The sequence below is a fragment of the Bacillus sp. Bwzl_19 genome, assembly GCF_054900515.1.
On the sequence record NZ_CM142729.1, the window covers coordinates 819,178 to 837,318 of the forward strand.

General features: G+C 46.2%; 20 protein-coding genes. All 20 read left to right on the plus strand.

Features of this window, described 5'->3' with window-relative positions:
- Window positions 1-76 precede the first annotated feature (76 nt).
- The 20 genes from ACW5MY_RS04250 to ACW5MY_RS04345 all read left to right on the plus strand — a co-directional run bounded on the left by ACW5MY_RS04250 (window position 77) and on the right by ACW5MY_RS04345 (window position 18,096).
- Window positions 77-196: a class III lanthipeptide gene (locus ACW5MY_RS04250; protein WP_187265338.1), complete on the plus strand. Its 120-nt coding sequence runs from the start codon at window positions 77-79 to the stop codon at window positions 194-196.
- Between the two features lie 51 nt (window positions 197-247).
- Window positions 248-376, plus strand: a complete 129-nt coding sequence (locus tag ACW5MY_RS04255; protein WP_014469909.1) for a class III lanthipeptide — start codon at window positions 248-250, stop codon at window positions 374-376.
- A 26-nt stretch (window positions 377-402) separates the two neighbouring features.
- Window positions 403-522 carry a class III lanthipeptide gene (locus ACW5MY_RS04260; RefSeq protein WP_187265387.1) on the plus strand — a complete coding sequence of 40 codons (120 nt, stop codon included), beginning with the start codon at window positions 403-405 and terminating at the stop codon, window positions 520-522.
- A 20-nt stretch (window positions 523-542) separates the two neighbouring features.
- Window positions 543-674 (plus strand): class III lanthipeptide, encoded by a 132-nt coding sequence (locus tag ACW5MY_RS04265; protein WP_014469910.1) that lies wholly within the window; start codon window positions 543-545, stop codon window positions 672-674.
- Between the two features lie 137 nt (window positions 675-811).
- The gene (locus tag ACW5MY_RS04270; RefSeq protein ID WP_014469911.1) at window positions 812-940 is read left to right on the plus strand and encodes a class III lanthipeptide; all 129 of its coding nucleotides are present in this window, start codon (window positions 812-814) and stop codon (window positions 938-940) included.
- A 148-nt stretch (window positions 941-1,088) separates the two neighbouring features.
- A complete protein-coding gene (locus tag ACW5MY_RS04275) occupies window positions 1,089-1,220 on the plus strand; it encodes a class III lanthipeptide (protein ID WP_014469912.1) in 132 nt (43 codons plus the stop codon).
- Between the two features lie 217 nt (window positions 1,221-1,437).
- Window positions 1,438-1,581, plus strand: coding sequence for a class III lanthipeptide (locus ACW5MY_RS04280; protein ID WP_181185673.1), 144 nt, complete (start codon window positions 1,438-1,440; stop codon window positions 1,579-1,581).
- 63 nt (window positions 1,582-1,644) lie between these two features.
- The gene (locus ACW5MY_RS04285; RefSeq protein ID WP_014469913.1) at window positions 1,645-1,929 is read left to right on the plus strand and encodes a YfzA family protein; all 285 of its coding nucleotides are present in this window, start codon (window positions 1,645-1,647) and stop codon (window positions 1,927-1,929) included.
- 953 nt (window positions 1,930-2,882) lie between these two features.
- Window positions 2,883-3,866: a tRNA dihydrouridine synthase gene (locus ACW5MY_RS04290; RefSeq protein WP_013351406.1), complete on the plus strand. Its 984-nt coding sequence runs from the start codon at window positions 2,883-2,885 to the stop codon at window positions 3,864-3,866.
- 152 nt (window positions 3,867-4,018) lie between these two features.
- Window positions 4,019-4,471, plus strand: a complete 453-nt coding sequence (locus ACW5MY_RS04295) for a DUF6884 domain-containing protein (RefSeq protein ID WP_013351407.1) — start codon at window positions 4,019-4,021, stop codon at window positions 4,469-4,471.
- Between the two features lie 371 nt (window positions 4,472-4,842).
- Window positions 4,843-5,844, plus strand: coding sequence for an acetoin:2,6-dichlorophenolindophenol oxidoreductase subunit alpha (acoA, locus tag ACW5MY_RS04300; protein ID WP_013351408.1), 1,002 nt, complete (start codon window positions 4,843-4,845; stop codon window positions 5,842-5,844).
- Window position 5,845: 1 nt separating this feature from the next.
- Window positions 5,846-6,874: an acetoin:2,6-dichlorophenolindophenol oxidoreductase subunit beta gene (gene acoB / locus ACW5MY_RS04305; protein WP_014469915.1), complete on the plus strand. Its 1,029-nt coding sequence runs from the start codon at window positions 5,846-5,848 to the stop codon at window positions 6,872-6,874.
- Window positions 6,875-6,888: 14 nt separating this feature from the next.
- Window positions 6,889-8,082 carry a dihydrolipoamide acetyltransferase family protein gene (locus ACW5MY_RS04310; protein ID WP_013351410.1) on the plus strand — a complete coding sequence of 398 codons (1,194 nt, stop codon included), beginning with the start codon at window positions 6,889-6,891 and terminating at the stop codon, window positions 8,080-8,082.
- Window positions 8,083-8,097: 15 nt separating this feature from the next.
- The gene (gene lpdA, locus ACW5MY_RS04315) at window positions 8,098-9,477 is read left to right on the plus strand and encodes a dihydrolipoyl dehydrogenase (RefSeq protein ID WP_013351411.1); all 1,380 of its coding nucleotides are present in this window, start codon (window positions 8,098-8,100) and stop codon (window positions 9,475-9,477) included.
- A 108-nt stretch (window positions 9,478-9,585) separates the two neighbouring features.
- Window positions 9,586-11,391 (plus strand): sigma-54-dependent Fis family transcriptional regulator, encoded by a 1,806-nt coding sequence (locus ACW5MY_RS04320; RefSeq protein WP_289394449.1) that lies wholly within the window; start codon window positions 9,586-9,588, stop codon window positions 11,389-11,391.
- A 65-nt stretch (window positions 11,392-11,456) separates the two neighbouring features.
- The gene (locus ACW5MY_RS04325; RefSeq protein WP_289394213.1) at window positions 11,457-11,639 is read left to right on the plus strand and encodes an H-type small acid-soluble spore protein; all 183 of its coding nucleotides are present in this window, start codon (window positions 11,457-11,459) and stop codon (window positions 11,637-11,639) included.
- A 170-nt stretch (window positions 11,640-11,809) separates the two neighbouring features.
- Window positions 11,810-13,159 (plus strand): maltose-6'-phosphate glucosidase, encoded by a 1,350-nt coding sequence (gene glvA / locus ACW5MY_RS04330; protein WP_462061673.1) that lies wholly within the window; start codon window positions 11,810-11,812, stop codon window positions 13,157-13,159.
- A gap of 67 nt (window positions 13,160-13,226) precedes the next feature.
- Window positions 13,227-13,988: a MurR/RpiR family transcriptional regulator gene (locus tag ACW5MY_RS04335; protein ID WP_013351415.1), complete on the plus strand. Its 762-nt coding sequence runs from the start codon at window positions 13,227-13,229 to the stop codon at window positions 13,986-13,988.
- 16 nt (window positions 13,989-14,004) lie between these two features.
- On the plus strand, window positions 14,005-15,591 hold the full coding sequence (locus ACW5MY_RS04340; protein ID WP_014471579.1) for an alpha-glucoside-specific PTS transporter subunit IIBC: 1,587 nt from the start codon (window positions 14,005-14,007) through the stop codon (window positions 15,589-15,591).
- A 180-nt stretch (window positions 15,592-15,771) separates the two neighbouring features.
- Entirely contained in the window at window positions 15,772-18,096 is a 2,325-nt protein-coding gene (locus ACW5MY_RS04345) for a peptidase G2 autoproteolytic cleavage domain-containing protein (RefSeq protein WP_014471580.1), read from the plus strand.
- The last annotated feature ends 45 nt before the right edge of the window (window positions 18,097-18,141 follow it).

The window sequence follows — 18,141 nt, forward strand, 5'->3', positions numbered from 1 at the left end:
ATTCGATGATAATCATTGAAGATTAGAATTAAAGCAGTTAATATACAGAACTTATGAAGGGAGGTGAGAAAAGAAAATGAAAGAGGTGCTGGTACTTCAACAATTTGATGAAAAATCTGAAGTGGAGCCTACGGCATGGACTGTTACTCTAACAACTATTTCAGTTACATTATCTACCCTTAGTAATCATTGCTAATGAGAGAGAAGGATAATCTAAGAAAGAGTACTTGAAAGGAGGTGAAACTAAATGAAAGATGTATTGGAACTTCAACAACTGAATGAAGGAACTGAAGTAGAAGCTTCAAAAGGCAAAGGTGGCTTACTTACACTAATCACAACGATAGTTGGCTCATCTACTATTAGCAACAACTGTTAAGATATTTAAGAGGAGTGGATGAACAAATGAATGAAGTACTAGAGTTGCAACAATTGAGTAAAGGTTCAGAAGTAGAAACAGCTGGGTGGACACTTCTAACAACACTCATCGGTACATCTACTATTAGCAATAGCTGTAATAAATAATAAAAAGGAGGTGAAATTGAATGAGAGATGTATTGGAACTTCAACAACTGAGTGAAGGAACTGAAGTAGAAGCTTCAAAAGGCAAAGGCGGCTTACTTACACTAATCACAACGGTAGTTGGCACATCTACTATTAGCAACAACTGCGGATAAAAGACCAAACATAACAAAAAAAGATTTTCTGCGAGTGCTGAAGTAGAAACAGCTGGGTGGGCACTTCTGACAACGCTCATCGATACATCTACTAATAGCAATAGCTGTAATAAATAATAAAAAGGAGGTGAAATTGAATGAGAGATGTATTGGAACTTCAACAACTAAATGAAGGAACTGAAGTAGAAGCTTCAAAAGGCAAAGGCGGCTTACTTACACTAATCACAACGGTAGTTGGCACATCTACTATTAGCAACAACTGCTAATAAAAGACCAAACATAACAAAAAAAGATTTTCTGCATATTTCTAGTGCTGAAGTAGAAACAGCTGGGTGGACACTTCTTGACAACACTCATCGATACATCTACTATTAGCAATAGTTGTAATAAATAATAAAAAGGAGGTGAAATTGAATGAGAGATGTATTGGAACTTCAACAACTGAATGAAGGAACTGAAGTAGAAGCTTCAAAAGGCAAAGGTGGCTTACTTACACTAATCACAACGGTAGTTGGCACATCTACTATTAGCAATAACTGCGGATAAAAGACCAAACACACTAAAAAAGTACGCTTGGTCTTCATACATTATATGAAAGCCTAAACAGGAATAAATTTAGTTTTCATATAAATTCTTTTCACTATCCCATACTTCTTATTTATTGTCAATGGAAAATGAATGAAGTGGGTGACTTAGTTCTTTATTTATATGTAAGACTAAATTCAAATGTTAAATTTATCAAATGAAGAATGGAGGATTAATTATGAATAACGTATTAGCATTACAACAATTAAATAATAGTGCCGAGGTGGAACCGCAAGTGGGACCAACGATAACAACTATTACAGTAATACCTACAATGGTTATATCCTTAATAAGTAATTATTGCGACAATCATGCTTCATAATATAATGATTTTAGATTGACACTTGGCTAAAAAAGTATTGCAGAAAAGGAAACTGATAATTAAATGGATAAAGTAAACAAAAAACGACCGTTATATAAAAGAAGTTGGTTTCAAACGGTTTTGGCATTTTTAGTTTCACAGCTTTATTTTAATTTTGTAGAATTAACGGGATGGGGTCCTAAGTATAGAGAAATGAATGGCTTCCCAGCAAACATAGTTGAACTGGATTTCTTTCAAAAATATCTTTCATTCTATGAAAATCCATGGTTTAATATTGTCACTGTTTTCTTAGGGGTTTTCACTGTTATACAAATAATCACCGGTATAACAAAGGATATTCGAAATTAAAGCAATAACTTCTGATGCCTTATTTAATTATGAAAGAAAATGAACACTTTCTTATTAATCTTATGAATGAAGACTGCGACACTTAGTCAGCAGTCTATTTTATTGGCTCTGGATCAGGATTACCGAATCGAAACCATTGAAAGCCAATCGACCCTTAGTACATATACTGTATAGGCCAGAAAAAAGCAATCTTTGTCAGGTTGCCGCTTGTTCGTTGGTTATTTCTAAACCATAAGCCAAATCCCAAATGATCCAGATTGAAGTTCTTGAATTCTTTTAAGTTCGAGTTTATTTTCTCTTCCCATCTCATCTCATCTCATCCTCTTTACTCCATGTGATTCACAAGCGGCAAGTTAGGGCTTTTTCTTTTTACATTCTCTTGAGTATCAGATATACTACCCCAAACTCAATTTGCTTAATCAAATAGCTCTTGAAATTAGTTTTTCCGCAAATGATATTGAGATACGGATATGGTGCAGTGTTAAATATTTTCTCTTCGATAACAGGATAATTATTTTGAATTGGTAATAGGGAGAACTCATATGATATTCTATTTGGGTTGGAATACTTTTTATCCAAAAAGTTTAAAAGTAAGGCTGCTAAGAAAGAGGAAGATCAGCGCTAGTATTAATAAACCACAATATAAATAAAAAATACGTGTAGATAATCATCACACTTTTTTCGCTCTCGAACCTATTATAAGGTTAAGGAGTTGACTGTGTTTATAGTGACACTCTATTACATTAACTCAATGAAGGTGTTCTATTAGATCTGTTCTATTTCAGTTAGCTTTTTCACTTTTTAACTTGTAAAAAGTGAAATGTTCAAAATTTACTATCGTTTGATAAGAAATGCTTTCGCGTGCTATAAGTGTAAAAGGAAAGCATGGTCAGTTTTTTAATTTTGGAATACATGATACAGCCGTAGTCTCTAATGAAAGGATATGAATTATTATGATAGATAATTTCTGGCGTGAATTGCCACGGCCATTTTTTGTGCTGGCACCAATGGAAGATGTGACGGATGTTGTTTTCCGCCATGTCGTAAGTGAAGCAGGCAGGCCTGATGTGTTTTTTACTGAGTTTACAAACTCAGAAAGCTATTGTCATCCGGATGGAAGGGATAGTGTCCGCGGCCGTTTGACTTTCACGGAGGATGAACAGCCGATGGTTGCCCACATATGGGGAGACAAGCCTGAAAACTTTCGTCAAATGAGCATTGGGATGGCGGAATTAGGGTTTAAAGGCCTGGATATCAATATGGGCTGTCCCGTACCTAATGTGGCGGGGAACGGAAAGGGAAGCGGCCTGATCTGCCGTCCTGAAGTTGCAGCCGAATTAATACAAGCAGCGAAAGCGGGAGGACTGCCGGTAAGTGTGAAGACCAGACTTGGCTACACGGATGTAGACGAATGGCGCGGCTGGCTGACACACGTATTGAAGCAGGATATTGCCAATCTTTCCATTCATCTTCGTACCAGAGCGGAAATGAGTAAAGTAGATGCGCATTGGGAGCTGATCCCGGAAATCAAGAACCTTCGTGACGAGATAGCGCCAGATACCCTTTTGACGATCAATGGGGACATTCCTGACCGGGAAACCGGCTTAAAACTTGCCGAACAATACGGTGTTGATGGGATTATGATCGGACGAGGTATTTTTACAAATCCATTCGCCTTTGAAAAGGAGCCGAGAGAGCATAGCAGTAAGGAATTGCTTGATCTTTTAAGGCTGCATCTGGATCTTCACGATAAATATTCAAAATTAGAAGCACGTCCATACAAACCTCTTCCTCGCTTTTTCAAGATTTATCTCCGCGGATTTCGAGGAGCAAGTGAATTAAGAAATCAATGCATGAACACAAAGTCAACAGATGAAGTGCGTGCATTGCTCGATGACTTTGAGAGAAAGTATCTTGATGGGATGGAGCAGCAGTGATATAAACAATTTCTCATTCGGCCCGGATTTCAATACGAATTCCGGGTCTTTTTGTGTGCAGCCTTTACCCCGCCTGCACCCTGATTATTAGTCATGCAGAAATAAGCGGATAGTGGTACATTGATATGAGAAACAACACAAGGGAGAGAAACATGAAACGACTATGCATCATCCCATGCGGCAAGAAAAAAATATGGGACATCCATCCGGATACAGGGCCGATAAGGGCGGAAGACGCTTATCTCAGCCCGTTTCATCAGGCGTGCGAGCGGTATGCGAAAGCATTTTTCGATGAGTGGGTGATTTTGTCGGCGAAGCATGGATTCCTTCGTCCTGATGATACCGTTCCCGAAAATTACGATGTTACTTTTGGAACAGGCCATCCGGAGATCATGACAGCGGAGGAGCTGCGCCGCCAATTTTATGAAAAGGGCTTTTCTAATACAAAAGAGCTTATCATGCTTGGCGGGAAAAAATACCGAAGCGTCCTAAACGCCGTCATCGGAGAACATCAGCATCTCAGCTGGCCTCTGTCCTCGTACAAAGGGATTGGCTACATGCTTCAAGCGCTGAATCGGGCAGTTGAAGAAAAGCAAGAACTGTAGCACAGCAAATGCATACGCAAACGGCACGATAGACTGTATGCAGAAGGACGGGGGCGGCAGTTTCGGTTATGTCAAATATCAATTGATTTTCTTCTGAAAACAGCCATTCAGACAAAAGGTGCAGAAGAATGAAGCGATTAAAACATTTCCGAGGAAATAAATACGTCGATCATTGTCAAAGACCGGGTGATGTCCGGTCTTTTTGTGTGCCTTAAAACGAGACAGGTGGATCAGATCGAGACAAAATGAGACACCTGTCTCAAACTGTCTCACAGTGTAAAAACAAAACCATTGATTTTACGGGCTCAAAAAGCTGGCACACTTTTTGCATTTATTAATGTGAACCCTAAATAGAAGGAGGCGCACAAAAAATGGAATTGTTAAAACGAGAAGGCTTGTCATTAACTGAGGAAAAAGCGCTGTGGATGTACCAAAAGATGCTGGAAATCAGGGGCTTTGAAGACAAAGTTCATGAACTGTTCGCACAGGGAGTGCTTCCCGGATTCGTCCATTTGTATGCCGGTGAGGAAGCGGTAGCTGTAGGGGTGTGCGCTCATTTACATGATGGCGACAGTATTACAAGCACGCACAGGGGACATGGCCATTGTATCGCCAAAGGCTGTGATCTGGATGGCATGATGGCGGAAATATTCGGGAAAGCGACCGGACTGTGTAAAGGAAAGGGCGGTTCAATGCACATTGCCGATCTCAATAAAGGGATGCTAGGGGCAAATGGAATCGTCGGGGGCGGATTTACGCTCGCATGCGGCTCAGCGCTCACCGCTAAATATAAACAGACTAACAATGTAAGCGTTTGCTTTTTTGGAGACGGAGCAAATAACCAAGGCACCTTCCATGAAGGGCTGAACTTAGCGGCAGTATGGAACCTTCCTGTCGTATTTGTTGCCGAAAACAACGGCTACGGCGAAGCCACAACATTTGAGTACGCGTCAGCCTGTGATTCAATCGCTGATCGGGCGGCTGCCTATAACATGCCGGGGGTCAAGGTGGACGGAAAAGATATTTTAGCAGTTTACCAGGCAGCCGAGGAAGCGATAGAAAGAGCAAGAAACGGCGGTGGCCCGTCTTTGATTGAATGTATGACCTACAGAAACTACGGCCATTTCGAAGGAGATGCCCAAACCTATAAAACAAAGGATGAAAGGACTGAGCATATTAAAGAAAAGGATGCGATTCAAGGCTTTAAAAACTATCTTTTAAAAGAAACAGATGCCAATAAACTGTCCGACATCGAACAGCGTGTCAGCGAATCGATTGAAAAAGCCGTCTCGTTCAGTGAAGACAGTCCATATCCGAAAGAGTCAGAGCTGTTGACAGACGTCTACGTGTCATATGAAAAAGGAGGAATGTGAGATGGCGAGAGTCATAAGCATGTCAGACGCGATCAATGAAGCAATGAAGCTTGCGATGAGAAGAGACGAAAATGTGCTTTTAATCGGTGAGGATGTCGCCGGGGGAGCGGCTGTCGATCATTTACAGGATGATGAAGCATGGGGCGGTGTACTGGGGGTCACAAAGGGGCTCGTACAGGAATTCGGACGCAGCCGAGTGCTGGACACACCGATTTCCGAGGCGGGCTACATGGGTGCGGCTATGGCTGCGGCATCAACCGGGCTGAGACCGATTGCGGAGCTGATGTTTAATGATTTTATCGGCACGTGCTTTGACCAGGTGATCAACCAAGGGGCGAAATTCCGCTATATGTTCGGCGGAAAAGCGCAAGTGCCGATTACCGTCCGCACCACATACGGAGCTGGGTTCCGGGCAGCTGCCCAGCATTCACAGGCGCTGTATGGCCTTTTCACCAGCATCCCGGGTCTGAAGACAGTTGTTCCGTCCAATCCGTATGACGCCAAAGGCCTGCTGCTGGCGGCAATAGAAGACAATGATCCGGTATTCTTTTTTGAAGACAAAACGTCCTACAGCATGAAAGGCGAGGTGCCGGAAGGATATTATACAATCCCGCTCGGAAAAGCGGATATCAAACGTGAAGGCGGCGACATCACGCTGTTTGCAATCGGCAAACAGGTCAATACCGCGCTTGAAGCGGCCGCACAGCTTTCTGAGAAAGGCATCGAGGCTGAGGTGCTTGATCCCCGAAGTCTGTCTCCTTTGGATGAGGAAGCGATTTTCACATCGTTAGAAAAAACAAACCGGCTGATCATCATTGACGAAGCCAATCCGCGCTGCAGCATCGCTACGGATATTGCAGCGATTGTCGCCGACAAGGGCTTTGATTTGCTTGATGCGCCGATTAAACGAATTACAGCGCCGCATACACCAGTACCGTTTTCGCCAGTGCTTGAAGATCAATATTTGCCGACATCAGATCAAATTGTCAGCGTCACGCTTGAATTGCTTGGCGAGCCGGCAATGAATTAAAGGAGGGATATAGTATGGCTGTAAAAGTAGTAATGCCGAAATTGGGAATGGCGATGAAGCAAGGTGAAGTATCAGTCTGGAATAAGAAAGTCGGCGATCCGGTTGAAAAGGGAGAAAGCATCGCCAGCATCAACTCTGAAAAAATAGAAATGGAAGTAGAAGCGCCCGAAAGCGGCACGCTCCTTCACATTAAAGTCAAAGAGGGAGAAGGAGTTCCGCCGGGAACGGCCATCTGTTATATCGGGGAAAACGGTGAAAAGGTGCAGGAGAAGGAGGCACCGGCCCCTGAAAATGCCGGGGAACCACAAGCAGAACCTGAAACTATTCCCGCTCCCAAAGCCGGGAAAGAGCGTAAACACCGCGTGAAAATATCCCCTGTGGCCCGAAAAATGGCGGAGAAGGCAGGATTGAAAGTTGATACGCTGAACGGGACGGGGCCCGGGGGCAGAATCGTAAAAGCCGACGTCATAAAGGCGATGAAGACGGAAGCTGAACCGCGGTCTTCGGTTCAGACGGCACAGCCGGAGGGAAAACCGGCCTCAGCAATGAGAAAAGTGATTGCAGACCGAATGCACAAAAGCCTGCAAAACAGCGCCCAGCTGACACTGACCATGAAAGCGGACATTACGGAGCTTGTGAAATGGCAGAAACAGCTGGCCGACAGTGCGAAAAAGCGGAGCGGTGTTAAACTGACGGTCACGCATTTTGTATCCCGGGCCGCGGTGCTTGCGCTGAAACAGCATCCTGAGCTGAACAGCTCTTATCAAGAGGAGCGGATCATTACCTATCCGCATGTCCATCTCGGGATGGCAGTTTCTCTTGAAAACGGCCTTGTCGTGCCGGTGATCCGTGATGCGGAAAAGCTTTCATTCCTTGAGCTTGCGGATCAAATCAGCACATCTGCACGCCGGGCGCGGGAAGGAAATGCTTCCGGAGATGATCTTCACGGGTCGACTTTTTCTATTACAAATCTCGGGGGATATGGAATTGAACATTTCACCCCGATCCTTAATCCGCCTGAAGCCGGTATTCTCGGAGTGGGCGCAAGCTATGAAACGCCGGCGTTCAAAGGAGATGAGCTTGTCAAAAGCACCGTGCTGCCGCTGAGCCTCACCTTTGATCACAGAGTATGTGACGGTGCTCCGGCTGCGGACTTCCTGAAAACGGTTAAAGCGCTGCTTGAAGAGCCGGCCGGATTGATTTTATAGAGAGGGGTGAAGAGATTGACACTAGCCATTATCGGAGGAGGGCCTGCCGGATATGCAGCTGCCGTGGCTGCCGCGCGGAGGGGAGCAGAAGTCGTTCTGATAGACAAAGGGCCGCTCGGGGGCACGTGTCTCAATGAGGGGTGCATCCCGACAAAGTCGCTGTTGGAAAGCGCGAATGTGCTTGATAAAATCAGGCACGCAAATACATTCGGCATCGAACTTCCGCAAAACATTACGCTCAATTGGGCCCGGATGCAGGGGCGCAAACGGCAAATCGTCAACCGGCTCGTGCAGGGCATTCAATACTTAATGAAAGCAAATAAAATTAGAGTCATCAGCGGCACTGCTTCATTTCTCTCAGATCAAACTTTGCTGATTGAAGGGGAAGGAGGCGAAAAAGAAATTCTGGAAGCCGGCCGGATATTGATCGCATCAGGGTCTGAACCCGCGGGGCTGCCTTTTGCCCCCTTTGACGGCGATTGGGTGATCGACAGCAAAGATGTCCTTTCTTTACAGCAGATTCCGTCCTCCCTTCTCATTGTCGGCGGAGGTGTGATCGGCTGTGAGTTTGCCTCTTTATTCAGCCGTTTTAAAACGAAAGTGACGATGATTGAATCGGCTGACAGGCTGCTCCCGGCAGAAGACGAAGATATCGCGGCCGCTTTTGAAGACTCTTTACGAGACAGCGGAGTTGATATTCAGACGAAAGCTTCCTTCCAGCGGATTGACAGGGAAAGAAAAACCGCCGTGTGGACAAAAGACGGAAAAGAAATTGAGGCGCAGGCTGATCACATTCTGGTCGCAATCGGCAGAAAGCCGCGTTTGCAAGAGCTGAATCTGGAGCAGGCCGGCATCCTTTATTCTCCGCGCGGCATTGAAGTCAATGACCATATGCAGACAAATGTTTCGCATATATACGCGTGCGGCGACGCGGCCGGAGGAATGCAGCTGGCGCATGCCGCGATTCATGAAGGAATCACCGCCGCTTCGCATGCCACGGGAAAGGACAGCAAAGCCAATATGCGGGCGGTGCCCCGCTGTATTTATACATCTCCGGAAATGGCCGCTGTCGGGCTGACGGAAATACAGGCGAGAGAGAAATACGGAGATGTAAAAATCGGAGAATGTTCATTTTCCGCTAACGGCAAGGCATTAATTAAACATCAGCATGGAGGCAAAATGAAAATCATCGCCGAACCGGAATTCGGAGAAATTGTCGGGGTGTCAATGATCGGGCCTGACGTGACGGAATTGATCGGGCAGGCGGTCATGCTGATGAACGGCGAAATGACGGCGGATATGTCGGAGCACTTTATCACCGCGCATCCGACTCTTTCGGAAACGCTTCAGGAAGCCCTTCTGAATGTCACCGGCCTCGCTGTGCATTCCGTATAGCCGGGATACCCTTTCTCAGGACTGAGAAGGGGTATTTTTCGTTGAAAGCGCTTTACTTTTCCCCTACAATATATGAAAAGATGGTCTGAACAGGGGGGAGCGAATACAATGAATGTCATTCGGAATGATTTTAAAACCTGGAAGCGCTTTGTGAAAGAAGGCGTGCTTGATGAATCCTGTATTCAGAAGCGGGTGGCCGCCTCATGGCACCGCTGCAAAAAAGCTGATGTCAATCCTTATCTTGAAAAGGGGCCGAATGTGATGCCGGCAGATCATTTAGAAAGGCAGGCCGAGAAGCATGCGTTATTCTTAGCGGCCTCGGCACCGTATGCAGAAAAAATGAAAACGGCGATGCGGGAAATGGAAATGATGGTTCTCCTGATTGATGCCGACGGCGTTGTCCATTCAGTTGACGGCCACCCGCGAACAATTCATGAAGCGAACCGCATCAATTTCTTAAAAGGCGCCCGCTGGACAGAAAAGGCGGTCGGCACGAATGCGATCGGTACGGCCCTTTATACAAATGAGCCGGTCATGGTACACGGTTCTGAACATTATTCGCTCGCTTCCCATCAATGGAGCTGTTCCGCCGCGCCGATCCGTTATGAAGACGGGCGGCTGGCGGGTGTCATTGATATTTCCTGCCCCGCCTCCCGCGCTCAGCCTTTTATGCTCGGAATTGCTTCCTCCATCGCCTATACGGCGGAACGGGAGCTTGCCTTAAAGATGAAGATGACAGAGCTTGACATGATCAGCAAATTCGCCGGGCTTACCCGTTCTCGTGAGCCGATTGTGCTTTGCAATGAAATCAACCGGATTATCGCCGCAAGCCCCCCTGTTCAGCATTTTACCGGCCATATGCTGCGTGAGCTTGAGGAACAGGGCTTTCAAATCAAGCAGGCGAAACGGGAGGAGAACGGCTTCACATGCTTTTATGTAACCAAACGGGAAGAAAAGCCGGCTTTTATATTTCATGGTGCCGCAGGCGAAAGCCGGTCATCCCGAAATATGCTGCAGCAGCTGGAGCTTGTCGCCCGAACGGACGCAACCGTCTGTCTGACGGGGGAAACCGGGACGGGAAAGGAGGTTGCCGCCCGGGCGATTCATAACAACAGCTCCAGAAAAAACGGCCCGTTTATCGCCGTCAACTGCGGAGCGGTCCCCGAAAAGCTGATTGAAAGCGAACTGTTCGGCTATACGGAAGGCGCCTTCACCGGAGCGAAACGGAAAGGACAGATCGGCGCCTTGCAAAAAGCCGATAAGGGCACGCTTTTCCTCGATGAAATCGGAGAAATATCACATTCCATGCAGGTCGCTCTGTTACGGGTGCTGCAGGAACGGAAAGTCACCCCGGTCGGCGGGACAAAAGAAATTCCCATCGACATCAGAATCATCACCGCCGCCCACACTGATCTGAGACAGCTTGTCGAAAGCAAAAAGCTGAGAGAAGATTTATTTTACCGGCTTCACGTCTGTCCGATCCATCTTCCGCCATTAAGAGAACGCACTGAAGACATTCCCGGCCTCTTCTTTGAATTTCAGCGAAACCGCAGCTGGCAGGGGGAGCTTCCTGATGACTTTTTAGACATATTAAAGGGCTGGAAATGGCCGGGGAATATCAGAGAATTGTTTAATGTGTTTGAACGTCTTTCCGTCATGTTCCCGGACGGACGGCTGTCCGGACGTCCACTCGCAGCCCTGCTTGAAGCGTCAGGTCTTAAAGAGGCGGCCCAGCCTTTTCAAGAAGAAGCGCCTCCTGTCTCTATCCGGGAGCACATCCAGAAAAACATGATCGTAAACGCGCTTGAATCGGCGAAGGGAAATGTCACGCAGGCCGCCAAAATTGCGGGAATTCCGCGTAGCACGTTTTACAAACGCCTCAAAAAATTCAAACTCACCGCCGGACAATTGTAAGAAACAAGCATACTTCCCTTGGCTGCCGGACACGTTATGTGTGAGGCCCAAAGGAGGTTTGAGACGTGAATACACAGCGTGCGAAAGACATTGCTGAATCCGCCGCCATGGCGTATGTGACGTATGAGGGAGTCCCGATTTATATTCAGCATGTCAACGAAGACGAAGAAACAGCCAGGATTTTTCCGGTCGGAAATCCTCAATTTGAGCAGGAAGTGCTGCTTTCTGATTTACAAGAGCATTTTTGAGAACAGGTCTGCTGATCACAGCAGGCCTTTTATGTTCCTGTGAGAACTTTCCCGCTTTTTGAGAAAAATAACTAAAAATGATTAAATGATCTAACTCTCCCAAACCCGGTACAGAGAAGCGGTTCTCATGATATAAATAAAATGTAAACGTTATCAGAGGAGGGCTTCACATGACAGACAAATCATTCTCAATCGTTATTGCAGGCGGCGGCAGCACATTTACCCCCGGAATTGTATTAATGCTTTTGAATCACCTGGAAGAGTTTCCGATCAGAAAGCTGAAACTTTATGACAATGATAAAGAAAGGCAGGAGCGGATTGCGGGTGCGTGTGAGGTATTCTTAAAAGAAAAAGCGCCGGACATTGAATTTTTGGCGACTGATGACCCAGAGACGGCTTTTACGGATGTTGATTTCGTTATGGCGCATATCCGCGTCGGGAAATATGCGATGCGCGCGCTTGATGAACAAATCCCGCTGAAGTACGGCGTGGTCGGACAGGAAACATGCGGGCCGGGCGGAATCGCATACGGCATGCGGTCGATCGGCGGTGTTCTGGAAATCCTTGATTATATGGAAACGTACTCGCCTGAAGCATGGATGCTGAATTACTCCAATCCGGCGGCGATTGTGGCCGAAGCTACACGGCGCCTCAGACCGAATTCAAAAATATTGAACATCTGCGACATGCCGGTCGGAATCGAGGATCGCATGGCGAACATCCTCGGATTATCTTCCCGAAAAGAAATGAACGTCCGCTATTACGGCTTGAACCACTTCGGCTGGTGGACTTCCATTACAGATCAGCACGGCAATGATTTAATGCCGAAGCTGAAAGAGCATGTCCGTGAATATGGCTACGTTCCGAAGACAGAGGCAGAGCAGACTGAAGCAAGCTGGAATGACACATTCAAAAAAGCGCGCGATGTTCAGGCGGCCGATCCGGATACGCTTCCGAACACGTATCTGCAATATTACTTATTCCCGGATGATATGGTGAAAAAATCAAATCCGAATCATACGAGAGCCAACGAAGTCATGGAAGGGCGCGAAGCTTTCATCTTCAGCCAATGTGACATGATTACACGTGAACAGTCGTCGGAAAACAGTGAAATTAAAATTGACGATCATGCTTCCTATATCGTCGACCTTGCCCGGGCCATCGCTTACAACACCGGGGAGAGAATGCTGTTAATCGTTGAAAATAACGGCGCGATCGCAAACTTTGATTCATCAGCCATGGTTGAGATTCCTTGTCTCGTAGGTTCAAACGGACCGGAACCGCTCTCAGTCGGGAACATTCCGCAATTTCAAAAAGGCCTGATGGAGCAGCAGTTATCTGTCGAAAAACTGACGGTTGAAGCTTGGGAAGAACGGTCATTTCAAAAGCTGTGGCAGGCGCTGATCCTGTCAAAAACAGTGCCGAATGCCCGTGTGGCAAGACTGATCCTTGAAGATCTGATGGAGGCTAATAAAGACTACTGGCCTGAGCTTGACGTAAGTCGGTCGCATATTTCCTGATGACAATCTTCCCCGTTTTCTTCATCTGTTATTCTATATAATAGAAAGAAAACGGGGGGATTTTGGAATGAGTCTTGAAGAACTGGTTAATCAGCATTACGCGAAATTAAATGACAACGATTTTTATATTTTAAAATATATATTGAACAATAAGCATACGTGCTACCATCTCGGTATCAATGATATGGCGAAAGCCTGCAATGTCTCTCGGTCTTCCATCCTGCGGCTGGCCCAAAAACTCGGCTTCAGCGGCTACAGTGAATTCCGGGTTTTTCTGAAATGGGAGGATCAGCCTGAAGAGGGCGAGAATATGACGTTTGAAAAGCTTCTGGATGATATTGAAGCCAACGTAAAATACGTGAAGTCAAAAGATATGACGGAGATGTGCCGGCTGATAGATGAAGCAAAACGGATTTTCGTTTACGGATCGGGCACGGCTCAGAGGGTGTGCGCCCGTGAGCTGCAGCGGATGTTTGTATCCCGGCGGAAGTATCTGATTTTAATTCAGGACATAACAGAGTTTGATATCATGTGTGACGATTTTAAGGTCGATGACGTATTCATCATCATTTCTTTATCCGGGGAAACACCCGAATTAATTCCGCAGGTAAGGACCCTGTCCGCAAAGGGAGTTCCGTTTATTTCAATCACCAATCTGAAAAACAACGTACTGGCGCAAACAACGCCGTATAACCTTTATGCGACCAGCAAGCCGGTGACGTTAAGCGATAAAACGGAAATCGTCGCATTTGCCCCGTTTTTTCTGGTGGGCGAAGCGTTATTCCGTGCATATGTTGATTATGAAGAGCTTGAAAATTTTGATAAATAGCGGGAGGTCACATGAAATGATGCAAAAAGTCCAGCGCTTCGGCAGCGCGATGTTTGTGCCTGTTTTGTTATTTGCATTTTCCGGCATTATTGTCGGTCTGAGTACGCTCTTTAAAAATAAAACACTGATGGGGCCGCTGGGTGATCCTGACGGGCTTTGGTATCAATGCTGGTACGTCATTGAACAGGGCGGCTGGACCGTCTTTAATCAAATGCCGCTCCTGTTTGCGATCGGCATACCTGTCGCTTTAGCGAAAAAAGCGCAGGCGCGGGCTTGTTTGGAAGCGCTTACAGTATATCTGACATTCAATTACTTTATCAATGCGATTCTGACGGTTTGGGGCGGGGCTTTTCATGTCGATATGAATCAGGAAGTCGGCGGAACGAGCGGGCTGACGATGATCGCCGGCATCAAAACGCTTGATACGAATATTATCGGCGCCATCTTTATTTCATCTATTGTCGTTTATTTGCACAATCGGTATTTTGATAAAAAACTGCCGGATTTCCTGGGAATTTTTCAAGGATCTTCGTACATCGTCATTATTTCTTTTTTCATTATGATACCGATTTCACTCGCGGTGGCATACGTATGGCCGATGGTTCAGTCCGGAATCGGATCACTGCAAAGCTTTCTCGTTTCTTCCGGGGCAATCGGCGTGTGGATTTACACATTCTTGGAGCGGATCTTAATTCCGACGGGCCTGCATCATTTTATTTACTCGCCGTTTGTTTACGGTCCGGCTGTGGCTGAAGGCGGTATCGTCACCTATTGGGCGCAGCATCTCGGAGAATACTCCCAAAGCGTCAAACCGCTGAAAGAATTGTTCCCGCAGGGGGGCTTCGCACTTCACGGCAACTCGAAAATCTTCGGCATTCCGGGAATCGCGCTCGCCTTTTACGCCACGGCTTCAAAGGAAAAGAAAAAAATCGTCGCCGGCCTGTTGATTCCGGTCACCTTGACATCCATTATCGCCGGGATTACGGAGCCGATTGAATTTACATTCCTTTTTATCTCGCCGTTTTTATTTGCGGTTCACGCTTTGCTTGCCGCTTCTATGGCAACCGTCATGTATATGGCCGGCGTCGTCGGAAATATGGGCGGCGGCTTGATTGAAACGGCGACCTTAAACTGGATCCCGCTGGCGTCAAGCCACGGCATGACGTATGTATACCAGATCATCATCGGATTGTGCTTTACCGCCATTTACTTTTTCGTCTTCCGTTTCCTCATTCTCAAATTCAACATCGCCACACCGGGCAGAGAAAAAGAAGAAGGGCAGGAAACAAAGCTCTATTCGAAAAAGGAGTACAGAGAACGGAAGCAGGCTTCAAAAGAAACAGCGGCGGCAGACGAAACACAGCGGGATACAGCCGCTTTGTATATTGAGGCGCTTGGCGGAAAAGACAATATTATGGAGGTCACCAATTGCGCCACCCGTCTCCGCGTCACTGTCGCTGATGATTCAAAAGTCAAAAGTGATGCCGATTTCAGAGAGCTGGGCGCCCACGGCGTCGTCAGAAAAGGCAGGGCGCTTCAGGTCATCGTCGGATTAGGCGTGCCGCAAATGCGGGAGCGTGTTGAGAAAATACTGAACGGTTAGCATACCGCAGCAGCAGGCTGTGTGCAGAACGGGAAGAGCGCTGGTTTATCCGGCGCTCTTTTTATGTGTGTTGAAAAAATGTCTGAATTTGTCATACCTTTGCCACCTGTACATGCAGGAGTGAATGACTTCTGTGATGTTCGGTGTTTTAATTAGCTATTAAAAATAGGAGGCAAACCAATGACAAACTATACGACTTTCTTAGGACTTTACAAACCTGATAAAACTGAGGGTGTTGAAGTTGAAAGCATTGCTCAAAACTTTGAAGCGATTGACAGCAAAATCGGTGCCGCCCTTAACGATGGCACGTCAACTTATGAAAACTTAAACGAAAGACTTAAAATGTATGAAAACAGGTTTGAACACGTTACAGAGCGAAACGTTATGGATTTTGGGGCTAAAGGTGACGGAGTAACAGATGATACGCAAGCATTTCATGATGCGATGGCCGACGGAGGTTATGTCGTAACCGTTCCCGCAGGTGTATTCAGAACATCGGGATTGTTTGTTCCGTCAAATACAATGCTTGTCGGAGCAGGTAAGAAAAGAACGGTCATTAAGTTATTAGACGAAACACCTGTCGGCCGTTCTGTTCTGACCAACAGTGACTATACGAACGGTAATGAAAATATTTACGTCGGCCATCTCACGCTGGACTGGAATAAGGATACGCGTCCTGCCGGCTGGAAGATTCCGAAAGGGCCCACTTCAAGCTGTCTGCTTTTTGCGAATGTGGACTATTCTTTTGTCGAACATGTGTTTGCGAAGAACGGCGGCCTGCACGGCTTTGATTCTACAAGCCCGAACTATAACAGACATGGAGAAATGGACGACCCGACTTATTATCAGCCCAATGGCTGTAACTTTGTAACGTTTTCTCATTGTGAAGCAACAGGGTCCGGCGATGATAACTTTACTTGTCATTTCGGGTACCATACTACTTTTAGTCATTGTATTTCCTATCACCCGATGGGAAATGGGAATGGCACGTCAAATTCAAATTGCTTTGAGATCGATGACGGTTCCCAAGATGTATTTGTAGATAGCTGTGTTGCAATTGGCGGCGCCCGCGGTTTTGAAATTAAGGCGCATGACTATGCACCGGCAGCTAAACGGGTTCAGCTAGCTAATTGCCGTGCTTACGAAAATGCCATTGGTTTTTGTATTAGACATATTGGCCACCATTTATCGACTGAGCCGACATCAAAAACTGCCCATGATGTTCAATTAGTAAATTGCCAGGCAACAAATCCTAAACAAAATTCTATATATAAAGGCGTCGGAGCGAGTGCTTTGGTTGTTTCGGGCTATGATTCAGTTAATATAGTGAATTTCCAGGCGATTTGTGAAGATCGATCATATGATTACAGCAATGACACGATCATTATGATTTATTACAAAGGACGGTATGTCAATCTGAAGAATATTACGGTCCGCGGGTTCCGCTCCGCTGCTCATGATCTTTATGTTCTCGGCGGAGAAAATGCGGTAGGAAAGTGCATGATTGACGGCGTTTTTCTAGTTGACGGCGGCACGACGGGTCTTGCTTTTGGCGGCGGCGTTGATAATTGCACAGTGAGCAATGTATACGGGCATAGATTGGGAGCCAGCAGCGGAACGGTCGGACTCTATTCTTCGGGTCCGGATCTGAATATATCAAATATTGATTTTCAGGGATATGAAACAACATTTAATGTAGGCGGTAAAAAAACACCGTATGAGTTGTTTAAACATAAAGGATCTTCTGTTATGGCATCTAAAGATTCCCACGTTACAGGAACTAATGGCTTTGTCGTCGGTTCTGTCCGGGGACAGGCTGCAGGTGGTTCTCAATCCGGGGTAATCGGTTCATATAATACGATTAACCCACAAGCTAACTCAACTGTATGGGGCTGGGGTGCCGGCAGCACTCCGTCATCGGCAAACAGAAAAATTGAGCTTCACGCAAAAGAAGGAACAATTAAGGCTTCGGGAGGCGTAACAGGTTCCTCGACCTTCTCTGACTACGCTGAGTACTTTGAGAGCCTGAGCGGGGAGAAGATTCCGACGGGAACACTTGTCACACTTGAAGGTGATAAGATCAGACCGGCTGAAAAGGGTGATCTCATGCTTGGGGTTATTTCCGAGACTGCCGGAGTAATTCTTGGTGAGTCGAGTTTTCACTGGTCGGGACGATACGTAAAGAATGAGTTTGGCGGCTATGTTTATGAAGAACAGAAAGATGCAAACGGCCATACGGTCATGGCGCCAAAAGAAAATCCGGACTTTCGGCCTGAAGAAGACTACGCTTCAAGACAAGAAAGAGACGAGTGGAACATTGTCGGGCTTATCGGTCAGGTATTTGTCAGATGCGATGAGACTGTGGAAGCGGGAGATTTTATTCACGCTCATAATGGGATTGCCACAAAATCCGATTCTCCAGACCAGCGCTGGCAGGTCATGAAAGTGATCAAAGAGTTTGATGCTGATAAAGGATTCGGGGTCGCTCTCGTTTTTATTCGTTAAATGAAATGACAAAGCATAAATGACTAGCGGACGCCTTTTTAAAGG

Coding starts and splice junctions, on each gene's coding strand:
- ACW5MY_RS04250 (WP_187265338.1), top strand. CDS start 77: ATGAAAGAGGTGCTGGTACTTCAACAATTTGATGAAAAATCTGAAGTG.
- ACW5MY_RS04255 (WP_014469909.1), top strand. CDS start 248: ATGAAAGATGTATTGGAACTTCAACAACTGAATGAAGGAACTGAAGTA.
- ACW5MY_RS04260 (WP_187265387.1), top strand. CDS start 403: ATGAATGAAGTACTAGAGTTGCAACAATTGAGTAAAGGTTCAGAAGTA.
- ACW5MY_RS04265 (WP_014469910.1), top strand. CDS start 543: ATGAGAGATGTATTGGAACTTCAACAACTGAGTGAAGGAACTGAAGTA.
- ACW5MY_RS04270 (WP_014469911.1), top strand. CDS start 812: ATGAGAGATGTATTGGAACTTCAACAACTAAATGAAGGAACTGAAGTA.
- ACW5MY_RS04275 (WP_014469912.1), top strand. CDS start 1,089: ATGAGAGATGTATTGGAACTTCAACAACTGAATGAAGGAACTGAAGTA.
- ACW5MY_RS04280 (WP_181185673.1), top strand. CDS start 1,438: ATGAATAACGTATTAGCATTACAACAATTAAATAATAGTGCCGAGGTG.
- ACW5MY_RS04285 (WP_014469913.1), top strand. CDS start 1,645: ATGGATAAAGTAAACAAAAAACGACCGTTATATAAAAGAAGTTGGTTT.
- ACW5MY_RS04290 (WP_013351406.1), top strand. CDS start 2,883: ATGATAGATAATTTCTGGCGTGAATTGCCACGGCCATTTTTTGTGCTG.
- ACW5MY_RS04295 (WP_013351407.1), top strand. CDS start 4,019: ATGAAACGACTATGCATCATCCCATGCGGCAAGAAAAAAATATGGGAC.
- acoA (WP_013351408.1), top strand. CDS start 4,843: ATGGAATTGTTAAAACGAGAAGGCTTGTCATTAACTGAGGAAAAAGCG.
- acoB (WP_014469915.1), top strand. CDS start 5,846: ATGGCGAGAGTCATAAGCATGTCAGACGCGATCAATGAAGCAATGAAG.
- ACW5MY_RS04310 (WP_013351410.1), top strand. CDS start 6,889: ATGGCTGTAAAAGTAGTAATGCCGAAATTGGGAATGGCGATGAAGCAA.
- ACW5MY_RS04320 (WP_289394449.1), top strand. CDS start 9,586: ATGAATGTCATTCGGAATGATTTTAAAACCTGGAAGCGCTTTGTGAAA.
- glvA (WP_462061673.1), top strand. CDS start 11,810: ATGACAGACAAATCATTCTCAATCGTTATTGCAGGCGGCGGCAGCACA.
- ACW5MY_RS04335 (WP_013351415.1), top strand. CDS start 13,227: ATGAGTCTTGAAGAACTGGTTAATCAGCATTACGCGAAATTAAATGAC.
- ACW5MY_RS04340 (WP_014471579.1), top strand. CDS start 14,005: ATGATGCAAAAAGTCCAGCGCTTCGGCAGCGCGATGTTTGTGCCTGTT.
- ACW5MY_RS04345 (WP_014471580.1), top strand. CDS start 15,772: ATGACAAACTATACGACTTTCTTAGGACTTTACAAACCTGATAAAACT.